The sequence below is a fragment of the Streptosporangium sp. 'caverna' genome (assembly GCF_003203775.1).
Taxonomy (GTDB): Bacteria; Actinomycetota; Actinomycetes; order Streptosporangiales; family Streptosporangiaceae; genus Streptosporangium; species Streptosporangium subroseum.
This window is the reverse complement of sequence record NZ_CP029711.1, coordinates 5,796,458-5,815,366: the sequence shown is the minus strand read 5'-3', so window position 1 is coordinate 5,815,366 and position 18,909 is coordinate 5,796,458. Positions and strand designations below refer to the sequence as shown.

Here is an 18,909-nt window from a genome sequence, read left to right as displayed (position 1 = left end):
CCGAGTTCAGTTGAAGGGGTGAATGTCGATATCGCCGCTCGCGGTGTCGACCTTGATGTCCAGCCAGTGATTGCCGGAGACGCGGTCCGCGCCTGCGATAAGCGCTCCGCTCTTGGTACCCCCGGAAGACTTGAGACGTGGCCGCACGCCGATTCCGACGGGTACGCCGATGGAGATCTTTCCTGAGGAAGTCCTCGCCTCGACCGCGGTGCCGCTCGCCGCGCCGATGACCAGGCTGCCGGACCCGGAGGAGAAGCGTACCGAGCCCGCCGCGGAACCGATGGTCAGATCGCTGGAGGAGCCGCTCATCTCCACATGGCCGTTCGCGAGCTCGATGTCCATCGATCCGCTCCCGTTGTCGACGAGCACGTCGCCGTCGACCTGTCCGACGCGAATTCGCGAATCCGAAGTATCGATCCGGAGGTTGCGCGAGATGTAGTCCACCGATATCGGTCCAGAGCCCGTGTTGACGTTGAGATCCGCGAGCGTGCCGTCGGAGATCTCGATCGCCGCCGACTCGGTCCTCAGAATGACGCTGGATTCCGGGGGAAGGTTGACCCAGAGCTTCAGGCGACCGACGCCAATACCGGTGACCTTGCCAAGCAGCTTCTTCTTGGCAATGATCTTCAGTTGCTTGCCGTCGCAATCGATTACGAGATTGGCGGCTGCCTCAACGTCCTCCCTGCGTCCGGGGTCGAAGGGTTCCACCCGGACCGTCGCGTCGTCATCGGACGTGCTCACTATGCAGAGTCCTGCCGCGAAGTGGACCGTGGCCTCGATCGGCTGATAGGCGGGGAAGGTATGCGTCATGTCCGTTTCTCCTCGGACCCGCCATCGGCGGGTCTGTTCGTGTCGCCGGGCTGGAGATGCCAGTTTACCGAATCTATATTCAATGAGTCCAGTTTCATTGAACTCTTTTGTGCTGCCGCTGATCGCGTCGCGGTACACGAGCCGGCCGTGGTCCGGTGCCGAAGGAGTGTCCAAGGTCGTGGACATGACACCGGCGGTGCCGGTCGCCTGCCCCACCGGGGCATTCTCCGACGAGGCGCACAGCCGCTACCGTCGTCGGCCGGCGGACATCCCGATCAGCGGTCAGCCGATGATCGTGCTGGTCGGCCGGGACCTGCCGGCCTGGATCGAACGGGTGAGCGGGGACAACCTGCCCGGCCTGTCCGCCTTCGCCAACCGCCTGTGGCAGGGCCCGTCCGCCGTCACCCAGGGGCTGACCACGCCGTGGAATTCCGGCCCGGTCGAAGAGCATCGTCAACGAGATCAAAATGCTCAAGCGGCAGATGTTCGGCGCGCCGGAACGGCCTGGTCCGCGAGCGCGTCCCACTCACGGCGCAGCCTCGCGGGAGCGCCCGTCTCATGCCACGAAATCCCAGCCCGCGGCTACCGGAACGCCGCCTTGCCGCTCGGCTCGCCTTCGGCGTCGAATGGCGGAGGAATGCCCTGCCGCGCCGAGTGGCATGGTCGCATCACGGACGACACGATCGCGGTACGCCTTGGAAACCCTGGTGTCCCCAAGCCGAGCGGCGGACCGCCGAACGCGGGGTCATCGGGGGACCTCCGCCCCTGGACGCCTTCGGGTAGCCACCGTCCCGCGCGGCGATGCTTCAGGTCGTCCAGCGCAAACCTGCGGTAAGCCTCGCCGGCATGAGGCGCGGGGCGGGCCCGGTCACGATTCCTCCCGCAACGCATCCGCGAGCAGCCTGTTGGTCTTGGCTGAGTCCCCGCCGCCGTCCATGCGCAGCAGATACAGCCGGTCGGCCAGCCCATCGAAACGCCGACGGAGCTCGTCCGCTACCTCGGGCACGTCGCCGGTCACCGCGAAGGCGGCGAGCATTTCGTCATCGACGAGCGAGGCCATCTCATTCCATCGGCCGGACATCATCATCTCGAAGGCCGCCTCGTGCAACCCGCGCCATCCGTGTAGCTCAAGCACAGGCACATACGCGGGTGCACACGCGTAGGTGGCGATGCGCTCACGAGCGCGGTGGATGGCCATATCCACCTCCGCCGGGGTGCTTCCAGTCGCCACCAGCGGCATCAGGCAGGTCTCAAATGCCCGCTCCGGTGCGCTGCCCCGGCCTAGGCGCAACGCGGGCTCGGTCACCTCCCGCAGATAACGGGTCGTCACGAACGGAAGGCCGATGAAGCCATCGGCGACCCTTCCGGCCGCGGCGGTCATGCGGGGCCCGAATCCGCCGACGTAGATTTTTGGCGGCCCGTACGGATTCGGCGGCTGGGCGAACTGCGGCATCATCAGCGTGTGCCGGTACCACTTGCCCTCGAAGGCCAGCGGCGTGCCGTCGTTCCAGCATTCCCAGATCGCGCGCAGGGCGCCGACGAACTCGGCCATCCGCTCGGCCGGGGCGGACCAGGGCATCGAGTAGCGGTGCTCGATGTGCACCTGGACACTGCTGCCCAGGCCGAGGATCAGCCGCCCCTTGGAGAGCCGCTGTACGTCGTTGGCTGTGCTGGCCAGCGACACCGGGTTCCTGGCAAAGGCGATGGCCACGGCCGTGCTCAATTCCAGGCGCTCAGTCGCTTGCGCGGCCAGCGCGAACGAGACGAACGGGTCGTGACTGGTCTCCGACAGCCAGCCGCCCGTCCAGCCGGCGGCCTCCGCGTCACCGGCCGCCAGCGCGGCCTCCGGTCCGGTCTCAGGCAGTGAGAGGTCGAACTTCATGATCGGGCCTCCTTTTGCTGGGAACCGGAATGCGGCATCGGGCCCAGGCACCCCGGGATGACCGATGCGGATGGAGCACCTAAAGGCGGAGACATCGCTATCTTCATCGAGGGGACGTTAGCCGTGATATTCATATTCGGAATATTATGCGGCGCATTTGTCCCGAGATAGTTCTCTATGGAGATATAGGGGTAGATTCAAGAGTGGTCTCGAATAGGGGCTGGAGCAAGGGCTCCGGAGCACGGTAACAGGGTGCCGCTAAATTCGAGATCCAACCAGCCTTGATCTTTCGTGATCAAGGTGTGGTCGACTGAGCGGTCCGGTTGAGGATCGAACACGGGTGGTGGTCAGTCCGCCGGCCCGGCTGTCGCGCCGGGTGGGCGGGGTTCCACGGCTCGTGGATGTCCTGATGAGTTCTGGGAGTAAGAGGTCCTGACAGAAAGATCAGCGGACGAGACGGCGCCGGCAGATGACGGCGGCGAGGATCATGAAGGCTTCGTGGATGTCGTCGCGGACTTTCCAGCGGATGCGCAGGCGGCGAAACCAGTGCAGGATCACCGGTCGCGGCAACGCTCAGGTTACGTCGTTTACAACAGGGCGTTGCCGGTTTGAATGCGTGACCTCACGGACCGCCGCGTCCCGCGTCTCTGGGGTTCGGCACGGCACAGGGCGACACTCGGGATTCTGGCCCAGCACAAGCGTTCAGCTCAGGCAAGGAAGTTGCTGTAGGTTTTCACGGCCCATCCGGTCATGCTGGTATGGGGAACCAGCCAAGGAGTGAAACGGAGAACCGGCGATGGAGTAGGCCGATTTTCCGAGAACTTGGCCATTCCGTGGAGACGCTGCAGCCGCTTCACGCGCATTGACTCGTACAACCGCAGACGCTGCTCGATGGCCTTCGTATCGGAGCCTGCGAGCTCCTCGAAACCGGCGGGGCGACCCGAGCCGGCGAGAACCTGATTCAAGCACCACGCGTCTTCGAGGGTCTGGTTGACGCCCTGGGCTAGCGTCGGCGGTATGGCGTGCAGCGCGTCACCGATCAATGTGATCCGCCCCTGGCCTATCTTGTCAGGGACACTGTGCAGGATGTGGGGAAAGAGGCCGATCTCTTCGTCGGTGAGCTGCTCCAGCAACTCGGGAACAGGCGAGACGAGATGTCCGAACCTTTCCCTGAGATTCCCCGCCGCCGACGTGCCCGCGTCGACGCCAAGATCGCCGGTTCGCTCGTCTCGCACGCCGCGGGGTACCGTGTCGCCCTCGGCCCATGGAGTGACGAATACCCACTGGATCTGGCCGTTGCCCGCAGCGAACATCGTGGCGAAACCGGCTTTCCCATGAAAAACAAGGCCGGTGGTTTCCTGCGGCAGCTCGACAGGCAGCCGGGTGAGGCCGTGCCAGGTGGCGAGGCCCGTGTAGGTGGCGGGCGTGTCTCCGTGCAGGTGACGGCGGACGGCGGACCGATGTCCGTCGGCGCCGATCACAATGTCGCCCTCGGCCTTCGTGCCATCGGCGAACTCAGCGACGAGGGGCCCCGAGTAGCCCTCCAGAGGCTCGTTTATCGCGACGCATCGCTTCCCGTAGTTGAGGACGCTGGCCGGTAGTCCTTTGGCGAGCTCCAGCAAGAGGTCACCGCGCGGTACGACGACCGTCGGATGCCCGAAACGCCGCGCGAGCCGGTTGAGATTGAGTTTCAGCAGGGTGTGGCCGTCTTCTGACAGCGTGTTCATGGCATCCATGCGGCTGCCCAGGGCTTCCGGCTCCAGGCCGAGGTCGCGCAGGATGCCGGTGCCGTTCGACCAGAGTATGAGCGAGGCGCCTTCGGTGCGCAAACGCTCCGCCTGCTCATAGATCTCGACCTCGTGCCCGGCGGCGAGGAGATACCGGGCCGCGGCGAGACCGCCAACGCCAATTCCGATAATAATAATCTTCATACTTGATTCCTTGGGTCGGAAAATCCTCGCGTCCTCGAACAGTTCAACGATCGTTCAACGGTCATTGCGAGTGGCTGCTAGAAGCAGATAACCGCTGAGCCGGTGTTGTTCGCGTATTGTGAATTCCGCCTCAGTAAGCCACTGAATGAGCGTTTCCCATGATTGGAGTTCGACACGCAGGTCCTTCTCATGGCGTTCCTGGAATTCACGGTAAAGAGGATCCGTGCTCTGTTCGAAAGTGAAGAGGGTGAATGTTCCACCGTCGACCAGGCAGCGGCTCACCTCGCCGATTACCTTTTCCTGCTCGGGCAAGGTCTGGAGTGCGTTCCAGCAGTTGACGGCACCCAGCGAGGCGTCCGCGATCGGGAGGCGCAGCGCACTGCCGCGAATGGCGGGCAGTTTCGGTGAGGTCGACTGAAGGGCGGTCAGCATGGAGGTCGACAAGTCCAACGGGATGACCTTCCCGGGAGCCGCCTGAGCGATGACCCGGGTGAAGCGGCCGGTCCCGGCGGCGAGGTCGAGCACAGGGCCGGTCGCCGCGCCAATGTTCCGTTCCAGGAAGCCGATCTCCTGCTCGACGGTGAGCAGGCCGTCGAAGTCGCGGCCCATCGCGCGGAGGAAGGCAGGACGAAGCCCATGCTCGTAGCGGGCCGCCTGTGTCGGGTCGCTGATGATCATCGCCTCTATGGACTGCCCGGCATCCGATGAGAGATCGAGCCAGTCGCCGGTTGCGGGAAAGTCCTTTCCGCACGAGCCGCAGTGTGCGCCGTCGCCGGCGAGGGAGACCGCACCACGGCAGTCCGGGCAGGTGAGCAGCGTGCTGACAGGGGCGAGGCGGTCGGTGGCCGAGGCGGTGTCCGAGGCGGTGTCCGCGGCTGCGGGTCCGGCGGCCCCGCTCTGCTCCGGCTCGAGGTAGTCGGGCTCGGCGCTGTACGGGCGCAGCGGGGTGCCCAGAAGCGCGATGGCCTTGAGCGCTGAATAGTCGCGTATCTTACGGGTGTCCGCCTCCCAGAGCGCGTTGATGTCGCGCTCTGACATGAAGGCCAGCCAGTTCTTGCGATCCGTCTCCAGTTCGGCCTCGGTCACCGCCCACATCGCGGGTGAGGGCCATTCACGGCCGAGTGCGTGGCCCTCGGTGCGCTTTTCGGCGAGCGAGCGTACCAACCGGGATCGATCGTCCGGGCTGAGTTCGAGCGCGCTCGACGCCGCGATGACGCGGTCCCGGTCTTCAGGGAAAAGGCCGGCGAAGTACAGCAGGGCGGCAGCCAGGCGGCGGTCACCCGCCGCCTGTTCGAACAGGCCGAGAACTTTCGCCAATTCGACGCGGACCGCGTCGTGGGCGTCGGTGCCGGCGAGGAGCGCCAGCAGCATGACGAGGTGTGGTAGCCGATCCGCCCTCGCATCGGTGGCCGGCGCCGTCTTCAGGGCGGAGGCGAGCACGGGCACCGCCGTGCGACCGGCATCAGTCGCCGTGGCGGAGGCAGCGCCCGCGGCGAAGGCGGTGGGCCCGGCGTCGGCGTGCTGGGGCGGGGCGTCGCCCTTAAAGGGGCGGCGAAAGGCGGCGTCGAGTTGCCGGAACGCAGCGTGAACCGATTCGGAGGATGCGTCAAAGAATGCTTGCAGCGCATTACCCACCGTATTATCCGCTGGCGTGCTGCTGACGGAGGCGTCCATATTCGGAATTCTAGTCTCGGCGCCAATCGGGACATAGACCAGCGAAGAACGATAGGGGCCGATTTAGGTGCCATCGGACATAGGGGCGTTTAGGTGCCATCGGACATAGGGGCAAGGACAGGGGTTCCAAATTCCAGTGCACTGTGCTAAAAGTTTGGGCTACGACCGCGGTGAGGGAAAGTCCGTTCTACATGGTCCAGTGGCCTTCGAATTCCGCCGGAGCCGGTTATCGCTACTCCGAAAACGGATACTCCTCACCCAGAAGCACCACGGTTGGTTGCCACGGAAATCTTGGCAGAGCCCAAGGGCTGACGTACGATCGCGGCTCAGTAAACAACACGGGCGATACGGCCGGTTGTTTCCCCTCTGTTTCAGCGGGGATCCAGTGTCCAAAATCATTGTTGCTGCCACACCTGTGCACGGAGAGGTGGCTCCCTTCTTACCGTCGCCGCCGATCTGGTCAGACGCGGTCATGAGGGATCGCCCTCACCGGCGCGAGGTTCGAGGAGCGAACTGAGGCCGTCGGCGCGTTCTTCACGGCGCTCCCCGAGGAGGTCGACTACGACGAACGGCGGATGGACCAGGAGTTTCCGGACGGAGCCTGCTTCCTCCTGGCCAGGCCCAGCTCGAATTCGATGTCAAACACATCTTCGGTGACCCAGTTCCGGCGCGATACGAGGCGCTGCGTCGCCTGCTGACCGACTTCCCGGCCACCGGGGTGATCAGCGATGGTCTGTTTCCGGGAGCTCCGCCGCTCTCCCCGCCGTCCGAGCCGGGGACTCGTCCGATCGCCATCGGCCTGGGCATCTCCCCGGCAGAGGTCGTCAACCGGGTGAACGGCTACCGTACGACGGCCACGACCTGGAAGGACACCGTTCCCGCCCCTGACGGACGACTGAGGGAGGCGCCATCGCAGGGCGGCTGCGATGGCGCCTTCCGCCAATATGTCACACGGACCGGTCGAGGACGGGCAGCCTGCCATCCGCGTCGGCGGGTGGCGGGCGGCGGGTCACCCAGGCGGTCGGGAGCGGGTCCGCAGGCAGGTCGGGGACGCGTGACCCGTGGGCCGGTCGAGGGGTGGGTCACCGGGGTGGTCGGGGACGGGTCACTCGGGCCGGTCGGGGACGGGCAGCCAGACGCGCATGGTGGCGGGGCCGCGGTTACCCCAGAGGTGGTACGGCACGAGCCTCAGAGGTTCGACAGAGGTGGGTTGTTCCGAAGGGTTCGGATCGTCGGCCGTTGGTGGCGAGGCGTAGGGCCAGGTGGCCGTTTCCGGAGAGAGGCGCGTGCTCTCGACGTCGAGCTCGACGACGCCGTCGACGAGGTGCTCGACCGGGGGCGACACCCGCGCCTCGACGAGGGCGAGCTCGGGGATGTCCCCCACCGACTCGGCGCAGTAGACGACCGGGCCGCGTTCGACGGCCGCGCAGCCGCGCAGCGCGTCCACCCGGCGATCGGGGAGGGTCCACCGGGGCGCCATCGGCAGGTCGAGACGGATCTCGTCGCCCGCACTCCATTGCCCCTCGGCGACCGCGTAGCCGGGGGACACCGGGAGGGTGTCTCCGCCGTGGGAGATCTGTGCGCCGGCGGCCCACGACGGGACCCGCAGGGAGATCCGCGCGGGTCCGCCCTCCAGCACGCGGACGGTCACCTCACCCGACCACGGATAACCGGTCTCGACGCGCAGCGCGAGGCCGTCGTGGCGGATCTCACCGGGGGTGTGGTGGTGGATCTGCACGCCGGAGGCGTCTGCGGTCGCGATATAGCCGGCCAGCGAGGCGTACGTGCGGGCGATGTTGTTGGGGCAGCACGACACGGTGAACCACGGTGAGCGCAGGCCGCCCTCCGCTCCCTGGTTGATGCCCTCCACGGGCGTGGCGGGCGCCCGGACGTGCAGCGGGTTGGCGTAGAAGAACGAGCGGCCGTCGAGGGCGGGGGAGGTGGCCAGGACGTTGAACAGGGTCCGCTCGGCGAGGTCGGCGTAGCGCACGTCGCCGGTGGCCAGGAGCAGCCGCTGGGAGAGCATGATGGAGCCGATGCCGGCGCAGGTCTCGGAGTAGGCGCGGTCCGGCGGCAGCTCGAAGTCCTCGCCGAAGGCCTCGTCGGCGTGGTGCGAGCCCAGGCCGCCGGTCAGGTGGACCCGCCGGGCGACGGTGCGGTCCCACTGCGCCTCGACCGCCGACAGCAGCTCGGCGTCCCCGGTCTCCACGGCCACGTCGACCGCTCCGCAGGCGAGATACATGGCCCGTACGGCGTGGCCGCGGAACACCTCCGCCTTCCGTACGGGAAGGTCGTCCTGGAAGTAGGCGCGGCCGAACGGGATGTCGTCCAGCGAGGGCGCCCCGCGCCGCTCGACGAACCGGCGGGCCATCTCCAGGTAGCGCTCGACGCCGGTCACCCGGTACAGCTCGACCAGCGCCATCTCCACCACGGGATGGCCGCACGTCTCCGTGGTGTCCATGAATCGCCGGCAGACGTGGTCGGCCGCCCGCCGGACGACCTCGGTCAGCTCGTCCTCCCCGTGCACGCGGAGCCGCGCGACGCCGGCCTGGATCAGGTGGCCGTAGCAGTAGAGCTCGTGGCCCCACTCGAAGTCGGTGTAGCGCTCGTCGTGCCAGCGGGTGTTGAGGTAGCCGTCCTCCTCCTGCGCCCGGGCCACGGTCGCGGCCAGTTCCGGCAGGGCCGGATGGTCGGCCCAGGCCATCGCCTCCAGCAGCTTGTAGATCTCGGAGTCGCTGAACTCCCTGCCCTGCCGGGGACGCGCGCCGCGCCGTGCCGGGTCCTCTCCGAGCGTGCGGAAGTTGCCGATCCAGCCGGCGCGTTCCATCCACTCCTGGCAGTGGGCGATGATGACCTCGCGGTTGAGCGCGACACGGTCGCCCCAGAAGCCGGGCGCCAGCCGTACCGAATCGAGGCCCAGGGGGGACAGCACGCCCGAGGAGGGCAGGACGGGGCTAGCCACGCAAGGCTCCTGACATGAATCCGCGCACGTAGTGGCGCTGGAGAACGATGAAGAGGATCAGGCAGGGCAGGGCCATGACCATGACCCCCGCCTGCAACATGCCGTAGTCGATGGCGCCGAACGTGCGCTGCGCCATGCTGACCACCGCCACCGGGAGGGTGAAGCTCGCGCCGTCGTTGAGCAGGATGAGCGGCGCGAAGAAGTCGTTCCAGGAGGCGAGGAAGGCGAACAGCCCGACGGTGATCAGGGCGGGCCGCACCGCGTGCAGCAGGATGCGGCTGAAGGCGCGGAAGGTGCCGCAGCCGTCGACGAGGGCAGCCTCCTCCAGCTCGCGCGGGATCGCCTCGAAGGCGTTGCGCATCATGAACAGCGCGAACGGCAGCTGGAACATCACGAAGACGAGGGAGAGACCGACCAGGGAGTTCTGCAGGCCGATGTAGCCGAGCAGGACGTAGAGCGGGATCAGGATGGTCGCGTACGGCACCATCAGGATCGCCAGGGTGGCGAGGAAGAGCAGGTTCTTGCCGGGGAAGTCGAAACGGGCGAAGGCGTAGCCGCCGAGGGCGGATACCACGAGCGTGCCGGCGACGGTCATCGTCGACACCAGCACGCTGTTGGTCAGGTAGGTGTCGAGGCCCTCGCCGAACCGGGCCATCTCGGCGTAGTTTCCCGGACCTCCGTCGAAGGAGGACCAACCGCTCCACAGCAGCGGGAACAGGAAGAGTACGGCCAGGGCGGACAGCGTGGTGTAGTACCTCAATTCGACCTCCTGAGCACGCGCATCTGCAGGGCGTTGAGCGCCACCAGCGCGACCAGCAGCACGACCGACAGCGCCGCCGCGCCACCGAGGTCGAAGCGGAAGAACGCGTCGCGGTAGACGACCATGACCATGGAGACGGTGCTGTTGTCCGGGCCGCCGTTGGTGAAGATGAAGAACTGGTCGAAGGCGAGCAGCGAGCCGGTGATGCTGAGAATGAGCATCAGCGCGATCGTGGGCCGCAGGAGCGGCAACGTGATCCTGGTGAAGATCTGCCAGCGGGTGGCGCCGTCGCTCCTGGCCGCCTCGTAGACCTCCAGGGGGATCGCCTGCAGCCCCGTGAGCAGGATGAGCATGTTGAACCCGGCGAACCGCCAGATCACCAGGGTGATCGTGGAGAACAGCGCCATGTTCGGGGTGCCGGTCCACTTCACCGGCTCGTCGATGATCCCCAAGGTCCGCAGGATCGGGTCGATCGGTCCGAAGTCGTTGTTCAGCAGACCGTAGAAGAGCAGCGCCGCCGAGGCGAAGCCGACGGCGCCCGGCAGGAAGAACGCCGTACGGAAGAAGCCGATACCCGGCCTGCGCTCCTGCACCAGCAGGGCCAGGCCGAGCGCGACCACGGACAGCAGGATCGTGGTGATCACGGTGTACTTCAGCGTGAAGCCCACCGCGTCGAGGAACAGGGGATTGTCGGCGATCTTGGTGTAGTTGTCCGGGGCGTTGAAGCGCGCCTGGCCGAGCAGCGGCCAGCGGTTCAGCGACATCCAGACGATGAGCACCAGCGGCGCCAGGAAGAGCACGCCCACGATCAGAGCGGTGGGCGCCGCGTAGAGCCAGCCCTGGGCGCGCCGGGTCCTCCACCAGGAGGGCGGTGCCGGGCTGGTCGCCCGCACCGCCTGCCCGTCACGCCTTGTGATCACGGTCATTGCTGCAGGGACTTGGTGATGTCGGTGTTGAGCTGGGCGACCTTGCCCGGGTCGCCGAACACCGCTTCACGGGCCAGGCGCAGCCACGGCCCCTGCGGGTCGTTGAAGGTCTGGCCGAAGCGCAGCGCGTACGGCGTCTGTCCCTTGGCCACCAGCGAGTTGATCAACACCACGCGGGGGTCCTCGGCGGAGTACTTGTTGTCGGACAGGTCGGTGCGGGCGAGCACGTCCTTGTTCTTGGCCATGATCTCGATTTGGGCCTCGTCGGAGACCGACCAGGACAGGAACTCCCAGGCCGCGTCGGCGTTCTCGGTGGTCGAGGAGATGCCGACCGAGTCACCGCCCACGAACGTCGACTCGCCGCCGTCGGGGCCGGCGATCGGCGCGACGCCGACCTTCATGTCCTTGGGCATCAGGCCGAGTGTGGTCGAGGGCATCGGCATGACGCCGATCCCGCCCTTGGGGAAGAAGCCGGTCCAGGTCGGGCCCTGCTCCTCCTTGGCCGTCGCGCCGGTGATGCCCTTGGCGTACAGATCCTTGTAGATGTTGAACACGTTCGTCATCGCGGGCTGGTCGTTGAGCGAGGTCGTGCCCTCGGGGTTCATGACCTGCCCGCCCGAAGCCCAGACCGAGGGCCAGAAGGTGAACACGTAGCAGCCGCCGCAGTTGCCGCCGAAGAACGTGCCGCTGACCTTGCCGTCCTTGCCCAGCTTCTCGTCCACGGTGGTGGCCTGCTCGGCGAACTCCTTCAGCGTCGTCGGGCCCTTCTCCGGGTCGAGACCGGCCTTCTCGTACAGGTCCTTGTTCCAGAACCAGACCGACAGGTCCAGGGTGTGCGGAAGCGTGTACTGCCGGCCGTCCAGCGTGCCCAGCTTCATGTGGGAGGGTGAGAGCTTGTCCTTGAACGGCAGGGCGTTGATCCTGTCGGTGATGTCCAGGAACAGGCCCTGCGAGGTGTAGTTGGGCACGAAGATCACATCGGAGGCGAAGATGTCGGGCAGCTGCTTGGCGCCTGCCGCCGCCGCGATGCGCGGCTGGTAGTTGTCCGTCGGGATGACGGTCATCTTCACCTGGTTCTTGTGGCCCTTGTTATAGGCCGCGACCAGGCGCTCGCTCTGCGCCTGGGTCGCGGCACGCGTCCACATGGTGACCGTGACGCCTTCCGCGGGGGCCGCGGAAGCCGCAGAGCCCGCCGGCTGCGGGTCGGCTCCGCCGCAGGCGGCCACGGACGCGATGGCCAGCAGGCCCATAAGGATGGCCCCGGCCCTTCGGCGTCGGGGTGAACGTGGATTCATGAACGTCTCCTCTCGGCATCCCCCGAGACGCCAGAAACAAAACTAAAAGGTTTTCGGAAACATAAGAGAAACGTTGAGGGCTGTCAATGGCCTGCGGATGCCTGGAGAGCGCCCGGCGACTTGCTTACCCAGGAAGTGCTGGTTATGGTCTGTTTGGCGGCCCACGGCTGCCGCTGGCCTGGAGTAAGACCTCGGAGCAGGATGAAAGAAAAGGGTTTCGCTAGATGGTCGATAGGCGATCGCGTGCGGTGACTATCAGCGATGTGGCCTCTCTGGCAGGGGTGTCGATCGCCACCGTGTCCAAGGCGCTGAACGGCCGGGACAACGTGCGCGCGGAGACCCGGCAGCGAGTGCTGGAGGCCGCGCAGGAACTCTCCTTCCAGCCCAACGCGCTGGCCAGGGGCCTGCTGTCCGGGCAGACCCGGACCGTCGGGCTGCTCACCAGCGACAGCGTCGGCAGGTTCGGGATCCCGGTGCTCCTCGGCGCCGAGGACGCGTTCGGCGCGGGGGAGATGGCGCTGCTGCTGTGCGACGCCCGGGGCGACGCCATCCGGGAGCAGCACTACATCCGCACGCTTCTGTCCCGGCGGGTGGACGGCTTGATAGTGGTCGGCGAGAGCACGGACACGCGCTCGTCCATCAGCCGTGACCTGCCCATCCCCGTGGTCTACGCCTACGGGGCGTCCGACGATCCGGGCGACGTCTCGTTCGTTCCCGACGACGTGGGCGGCGCGGCCCTCGCCGTGCGGCACCTGGTGGCCATGGGACGGCGCAGGATCGCGCACATCACGGGTCCGATGGACTACAAGGCCACGATGGACCGGGCCGAGGGCCTGGCGACGGCGCTGGCCGAGACCGGTCTCGTCCAGACCGGCGAGACGTTCCACGGCACCTGGTCACAGCGCTGGGGCCGGCACGCGGCCGAGATGCTGCTGATGTCCGAGCCGGAGGTGGACGCGGTGTTCTGCGGAAGCGACCAGATCGCCGCCGGGTTCGTCGAGGCGGCCAGGGAGCGAGGCCGCCGCATTCCCGACGACATCGCGGTCGTGGGCTACGACAACTGGGAGATGCTCGCCACCGAGACGCGACCGGCGCTGACCACGGTCGACATGAATCTGGAGACGCTCGGCCGCACCGCCGCCCAGCACCTGTTCGCCGCCATCGACGGCAGGGCCACACCGGGTGTCCACCGTATGCCCTGCCGTCTTGTCATCCGCGACTCCACCGCCCCACGAGGCCCCTCCTGATCGGACGGAGGCCTCTACGCCAGGGTCGCGACGGCGGGTGCGCCGAGCCAGGTGGACAGGGCCGCCTCCAGCGAGCCGAGATCGGCGCCGGCGGTGGCTGCGGTGTCGGCGGTGTCGGCGGCCCAGGCGACGAATCCGTCGGGCCGTACCAGCAGTCCGGCCGGCCCGGTCTCGTCGAGGACGGCCGTTGTGACCACCTTTATCCGGTCGCCGTAGCCGCCGGCCAGGGCCCGCAGCTCTCCTGACGGGTCCAGCAGCAACGCCCTGCCCTCGTGAAGGTGGTCGGCGAGCCTGGTCCCGTCGGCCAGTTCGAAGTCCGGTGCGCTGGCGCCGACCAGCGGATGGTCGCCGTGAAGGTCGTAGCGCTGCCAGACCCCGGAGATCTTCTTGGCGAAGTAGGTGGTCCCGGTGACGGTCCGCGTCAGGTCGGTCACCACCTCGCGAAGCGCTCTGGCGCGGGGGTCCGGGCGCATCAACGCGACCTGCGCGCGCGTCCAGTCCAGCACCCAGGCGCCGATCGGGTGCCGCTCGGTGGTGTAGGTGTCCAGCAGCCCTTCCGGGGCCCAGCCCAGTACGGTCGCCGCGAGCTTCCAGCCGAGGTTCGCCGCGTCCCCGATGCCCAGGTTCAGGCCCTGCCCGCCGAAGGGCGAGTGGACGTGGGCCGCGTCGCCGGCCAGGAGCACCCTGCCCAGCCGGTAGGTGGTGGCCTGCCGGGCGTTGTCGGTGAACCGGGTCGCGGTCTTCACCCCGGTGACGACGACCTCGGTCCCGCTGACGTTCCGGATCGACGCCTGTAGCTCCTCGGCGGTGATGACGCCGTCCCGGTCGGCCGGTACGCCGCCGAACTCCACGGTGAGGACGCGGCCCGGCACCGGGCCGTGCGCGTAGACGCCGGTCGCCGTGGCGTGCCAGCCCGTCCCCAGAGCTTCCGAGCCCTCCATCTCCACCATCGCCTGGTGCGCGTCGATCTCCGGCTCGGTGCCGGGGAAGTCGAAGCCGGCGAGCTTGCGGACCGCGCTCCTGCCTCCGTCGCAGCCCACCAGCCAGCGCCCGCGGATCTCCTCGCCGCTCGTCGTCACCGTCACCCCGTCGGCGTCGGCCTCCAGACCGGTCAGCTCCACGCCCCGGCGGACCTCGACCCCGAGCTTCGCGGCGCGATCGGCGAGGATCGCCTCGAGCTGCTGCTGGGTGACCATGCCGAGCAGATCGGCGGGGCCGTGTCCGGTGAGCTCGGGGTCGGACGGGTCAAGCAGGTCGGCGCTGAGCATGATCCCGGCGAAGTGGCCGGCGAACCTCGGCGGCGCCTGGGCGGGCTCCCCGCCCGGGGACCGCTGCCGCATGAACGCGGCGAACTGCTGCAGGTTGCCCTCCTGCGCCTCCTGAAGCTCGGGCATCATGCCGCGCCGGTAGAGGGCCTCCACGCTCGGGGTGTTCAGCGACCCGGCCTTGATGGTGGGGTCCATCTCCGTCAGCCGTTCCAGCACCACGACCGAGGCTCCACCGAGCCGCAACTCGCAGGCCAGCATCAGTCCGACCGGGCCGCCCCCGGCCACCACCACGTCGACGTCGTATGACATGTCACTCCTCCGAAAATATGTGCCGTCGATAGAAATTTACTTCAACTATAAGATTCTATCAACTAGAGTAAATTCCGTGAGTGATGAGATTGGGCTCCGCGAGCGGAAGAAGCGGCAGACCCGCCAGTTGATCTCGGATGTGGCCTCCGGCCTCTTCGTCCAGCGCGGGTTCGACAACGTCACGGTCGCCGAGGTGGCCGAGGCCGCCAACGTCTCGACGAAGACGGTCTTCAACTACTTCCAGAGGAAGGAAGACCTCTTCTTCGACCGGTTCCCGCAGGCCATCGACCTGATCACCCGGGCGGTTCGCGAGCGCCCCGTGGGGGAGGAGCCGCTGGCCGCCCTGCGCCGCCTGGCCCTGGAACTCCTGAAGGAGCGCCATCCCCTGGGCGGGGTCGGCGAGGGCTACCAGTTCTTCTGGCAGGTCGTGCTGGACTCACCGCCGCTGCAGGCCCGGGCCAGGGAGTTCGTCGAGGAGTTGGAGGGTCTGATCGGCGCTCTGTTCGCGGAGGCCACCGGAGCCGCTCCCGACGATCCGTGGTCCCGGCTGTCGGCGGCCCTGATCGTCGCGGCCTACCGTACGGCCTACGTCGTCGGCGCCCGGAGGATCCTCGCCGGCGAACGCGCGGACGACGTCCTCGATGATCACATCGTGCTGCTGAACCGCTCCTTCGACTCTCTGGAACGGGCGCTGGCCCCCTGAGGGTTCTCTCCGGAACGGACGCCGGCTCCCGAAGACCCCCTGGAACGGCACGAGCTCCCCGGTCGGCTCCCCGAGGTTTCCCCCGGTACGGGTGCCTGCTCCCCGAGGGTTCTCTCTCGAACGGGCGACGGCTTCCGGAGGTTTCCCCGGTACGGGCGCCGGCTCCCTGAGGCCCCATATCCGGGCGGCGGCCGGGCGATCCGGGTCCGTCCGTTTTGTCGCGGGCCGGTGAGTGTCGCGTCCGGAAACGGTTTGAGCGGCCGAACGGTTTGAGAAGCTGTTGAGTATGACCGTCTCGACATCTCGACGCCTGATCGTGCTCCGGCACGCCAAGTCCGCCTGGCCGGATGTGAGCGACTTCGAGCGGCCGCTCGCCCCGCGCGGACGCCGCGACGGCCCAGCGGCCGGACACTGGCTACGGGATTCCGGCTATCTGCCCGATCACGTCATCTGCTCGCCCGCCCGCCGTACCCGCGAGACATGGGACCTCGTCGTCCAGGAACTGGACGCCACGCCACCGGTCTCCTACGACGAGCGGGTGTACGGCGCCGGCGTGAACACGCTGCTCGACATCGTGTGCGAGGCACCCGTGGAGGTGGAGACCCTGCTACTGGTCGGGCACAACCCGGGCCTGCAGGAGCTGACGCTGGCGCTCGCCGGTGAGGCGTCGGGCGACGCGCTCGAGCGGGCCCTGGAGAAGTTTCCGACCTCCGCGATCGCCGTGCTGACGTTCGCGGGACCCTGGCCGGAGCTCGCCCCGGCATCCGCTCTGCTGGCAGATTTTGTCATCCCGCGCGGAAAGAAGAAATCCTGAAATATTGGGTCGTCGATCGTTCCGGCCCATTTTCTCCCACGGAGAGGCCGGTCGGGAACGGTCGATGATCGTCGATCCATTGACCGGAAGGCGCCGGGGAAAGAGTCGCCGCCGGCGCCGGTTGAATTGCGTAAGCCGCTTGTCTCCATTTCGGGAGATCTGAACCCGCCCTTATCTGCTGCGACGTCGGCAAAGGTGTCTTCCACGAAGTTCCTCACGTCCCGCCACTAAATGGCATTGTCCGGAGCCGAATGGCATCCGCCATGGGGCGAGAGGCGTTCAGCCCGTCCCGTGCAGCCCCGTTCCGCACTGCTCCGGATGCTCGCGCCGGTCGGCGATCATGAAAATGAAGAGGGTTTTCAATTCGGCTTGGAACATTGTGCCGATTGGGCCCGGCGCCGCCGTCCAGCGACGCGGCTATATTTCCTTTATATCTGGGAACGGCTTACAGATTTAGATCCCCCGCATGTCGTATAACGATGAAGGCGGCGCCGATTAGTAAGGTCGAAGGCGATGGCGCATCATCGGCAATGTGCCTGGACGGAGCAATACCAAAAGAAAAGGACGGCTTTATGATAGACGCCACTCGCTCTCGCGTAGTGCCGCGAATTGTCAAGCGTTCCTGGCTGGCAGGAGCTCTCACAGCCACGGTCGCGATGGGGGCCCTCGTCGTGACGCCACACACCGCGAGTGCGGCAGCGCGGGCACCGGTGGCGGTGGCGCTCGGCACGGCTGCGAACTTCGCGATTCTGGCTGGGAAAGCGGTCGTGAACACCGGCTCCACCGTTGTCACCGGAGACCTCGGAGTGAGTCCGAGCGCGTCGGTGAGCGGCTTTCCGCCCGGCAGCGTCAGCGGAGCCACGCATGCGGCCAACGCCGTCGCGGCGCAGGCCCAGGCCGACCTGACCACCGCCTACAACAACGCCGACACCCAGGCTCCCGCCACCACCGTGCCGACGCAGCTCGGCGGGACCACCCTGGGGCCGGGCATCTACAAGTCCACCGCCGGCACTTTCCAGATCACCGGAAACCTGACGCTCGACGCGCAGGGAGACCCGAACGCGGTCTTCATCTTCCAGACGGCCTCCTCCCTCAGCACCGGAACCGCCAGCACGGTGACCCTCACCGGGGGCGCCCAGGAGTGCAACGTCTTCTGGAAGGTCGGCAGCTCGGCCGCTCTGGGAACGAACTCCAGTTTCACCGGAAACATCCTCGCGCTGAACTCGATCTCCGCAGGCGGCGGCGCGGCCGTGAAGGGTCGCGCCCTGGCCCGTACCGGCCTCGTCACCCTGAACAAGAGCACCGTCACGCCGTCCGTCTGCCAGGCCCCGTCGGACGTCGCGCAGGCCTCGTCGGGCACCGCGGAGGTTCCGCCGGGCGCCATGCAGGCCGATCCGTGCCTCCCCGGGCAGGGAGGCCAGTTCGCCTTCACCATTCCGGTGGATGTTCTGAGCACGGCCATCCCTCCTGGCTCGGTGGCCTTCTTCGGCACCGGACCGCTTCTGGGCGGGCCCCAGTTCGACGCCACCGGCCAGGTCGTCCCGACCGCCGCGGACCCCTGCCAGGACACGGGTCAGGGCGCCGTCGCCCCGGGTGCGGCCACGCCGGGCACCGCCACTCCCGGCACGGGTGCGGAAACCCCGGGCACGGGCGCTCCGGACGCTCCCGCTACGCCTCCGGGCACGGGTGCTCCCGGTGAGGCCCCGGGCCCGGACGCTCCCGGTACGCCTCCGGGTCCGGGTGCTCCCGGTACGGCTCCCGGTACACCTCCGGGCCCAGGTGCTCCCGGTGCGGCTCCGAGCACTCCGGGCACAGGAGCCCAGGGCCCGGACGCTCCCGGTGCGGCTCCGAGCACTCCGGGCACGGCCGCTCCGGGTACGGGCGTGGGAACCCCGGGTATGAGCGTGGGCATGGGCGCTCCGGGCATGGGCGGGCTGGATTTCAGCACCTCGCCGATGTTCTCCCAGAGCGTTGTCCTCTTCGGCGCCTGCGTGCCCTGGGGGTGCTGATAAAGCAACACCTCAGCACTGGTCCCCGGACAACGGCGGCGTTCCACATGTGAGGCCTCCGATGCAAGGCGGACCTGATCCGCATGGGCAGATGTTGAGCGTTCTCTGTTGAATTCCTTGATTCCGAAACGCTTCAAGGCACGGGGAGGAATCCGGTGCACCGCGACCGGGCCGATACGGTCGCGGACCCGTCTCCCCGCACGGCCCCACCGCTGATGTCCTTTCCATGGACCTCACCGCTGGGGAGAGACAACCGGCTCTCTGCCCGCCGATGTCCCGCACGGTGCCCTTGTGGCCGTGCGGGACATCGGCTTTTTGG

13 protein-coding genes are annotated in these 18,909 nt (G+C 67.5%); 4 read left to right on the top strand and 9 right to left on the bottom strand.

Features of this window, described 5'->3' with window-relative positions; all coding sequences use genetic code 11:
• Positions 1 to 6 precede the first annotated feature (6 nt).
• The 8 genes from DKM19_RS25860 to DKM19_RS25820 all read right to left on the bottom strand — a co-directional run bounded on the left by DKM19_RS25860 (position 7) and on the right by DKM19_RS25820 (position 12,240).
• Positions 7 to 1,026, bottom strand: coding sequence for a DUF4097 family beta strand repeat-containing protein (locus tag DKM19_RS25860; RefSeq protein ID WP_110698986.1), 1,020 nt, complete (start codon positions 1,024 to 1,026; stop codon positions 7 to 9).
• Positions 1,027 to 1,678: 652 nt separating this feature from the next.
• A complete protein-coding gene (locus DKM19_RS25855) occupies positions 1,679 to 2,692 on the bottom strand; it encodes a TIGR03617 family F420-dependent LLM class oxidoreductase (RefSeq protein WP_110698985.1) in 1,014 nt (337 codons plus the stop codon).
• A gap of 707 nt (positions 2,693 to 3,399) precedes the next feature.
• Positions 3,400 to 4,623, bottom strand: a complete 1,224-nt coding sequence (locus tag DKM19_RS25845; protein WP_110698984.1) for an FAD-dependent monooxygenase — start codon at positions 4,621 to 4,623, stop codon at positions 3,400 to 3,402.
• 54 nt (positions 4,624 to 4,677) lie between these two features.
• A complete protein-coding gene (locus DKM19_RS25840) occupies positions 4,678 to 6,297 on the bottom strand; it encodes a class I SAM-dependent methyltransferase (protein ID WP_110698983.1) in 1,620 nt (539 codons plus the stop codon).
• Positions 6,298 to 7,402: 1,105 nt separating this feature from the next.
• On the bottom strand, positions 7,403 to 9,259 hold the full coding sequence (locus tag DKM19_RS25835) for a glycoside hydrolase family 127 protein (protein ID WP_110698982.1): 1,857 nt from the start codon (positions 9,257 to 9,259) through the stop codon (positions 7,403 to 7,405).
• Positions 9,252 to 10,019, bottom strand: coding sequence for a carbohydrate ABC transporter permease (locus DKM19_RS25830; RefSeq protein WP_110698981.1), 768 nt, complete (start codon positions 10,017 to 10,019; stop codon positions 9,252 to 9,254). Before DKM19_RS25830 ends, DKM19_RS25835 begins: the two co-directional genes overlap by 8 nt.
• On the bottom strand, positions 10,016 to 10,945 hold the full coding sequence (locus DKM19_RS25825) for a carbohydrate ABC transporter permease (protein WP_110698980.1): 930 nt from the start codon (positions 10,943 to 10,945) through the stop codon (positions 10,016 to 10,018). Before DKM19_RS25825 ends, DKM19_RS25830 begins: the two co-directional genes overlap by 4 nt.
• A complete protein-coding gene (locus tag DKM19_RS25820; RefSeq protein WP_110698979.1) occupies positions 10,942 to 12,240 on the bottom strand; it encodes an ABC transporter substrate-binding protein in 1,299 nt (432 codons plus the stop codon). The genes DKM19_RS25825 and DKM19_RS25820 overlap by 4 nt, the downstream gene beginning before the upstream one ends.
• 248 nt (positions 12,241 to 12,488) lie before the next feature.
• On the opposite strand from DKM19_RS25820, the gene DKM19_RS25815 reads away from it, so the two are divergent.
• On the top strand, positions 12,489 to 13,487 hold the full coding sequence (locus tag DKM19_RS25815; protein ID WP_239513590.1) for a LacI family DNA-binding transcriptional regulator: 999 nt from the start codon (positions 12,489 to 12,491) through the stop codon (positions 13,485 to 13,487).
• A gap of 14 nt (positions 13,488 to 13,501) precedes the next feature.
• Here DKM19_RS25815 and DKM19_RS25810 read toward each other — a convergent pair whose 3' ends face one another.
• Positions 13,502 to 15,064, bottom strand: a complete 1,563-nt coding sequence (locus DKM19_RS25810) for an FAD-dependent monooxygenase (protein ID WP_110698977.1) — start codon at positions 15,062 to 15,064, stop codon at positions 13,502 to 13,504.
• A gap of 76 nt (positions 15,065 to 15,140) precedes the next feature.
• Here DKM19_RS25810 and DKM19_RS25805 point away from each other — a divergent pair, with 76 nt between their 5' ends.
• The 3 genes from DKM19_RS25805 (at position 15,141) to DKM19_RS50855 (ending at position 18,590) form a co-directional block, all read left to right on the top strand.
• A complete protein-coding gene (locus tag DKM19_RS25805; RefSeq protein WP_110698976.1) occupies positions 15,141 to 15,767 on the top strand; it encodes a TetR/AcrR family transcriptional regulator in 627 nt (208 codons plus the stop codon).
• Between the two features lie 286 nt (positions 15,768 to 16,053).
• On the top strand, positions 16,054 to 16,581 hold the full coding sequence (locus DKM19_RS25800) for a histidine phosphatase family protein (protein WP_204358221.1): 528 nt from the start codon (positions 16,054 to 16,056) through the stop codon (positions 16,579 to 16,581).
• Between the two features lie 671 nt (positions 16,582 to 17,252).
• Positions 17,253 to 18,590, top strand: a complete 1,338-nt coding sequence (locus DKM19_RS50855) for an ice-binding family protein (protein ID WP_204358220.1) — start codon at positions 17,253 to 17,255, stop codon at positions 18,588 to 18,590.
• Positions 18,591 to 18,909 lie beyond the last annotated feature (319 nt).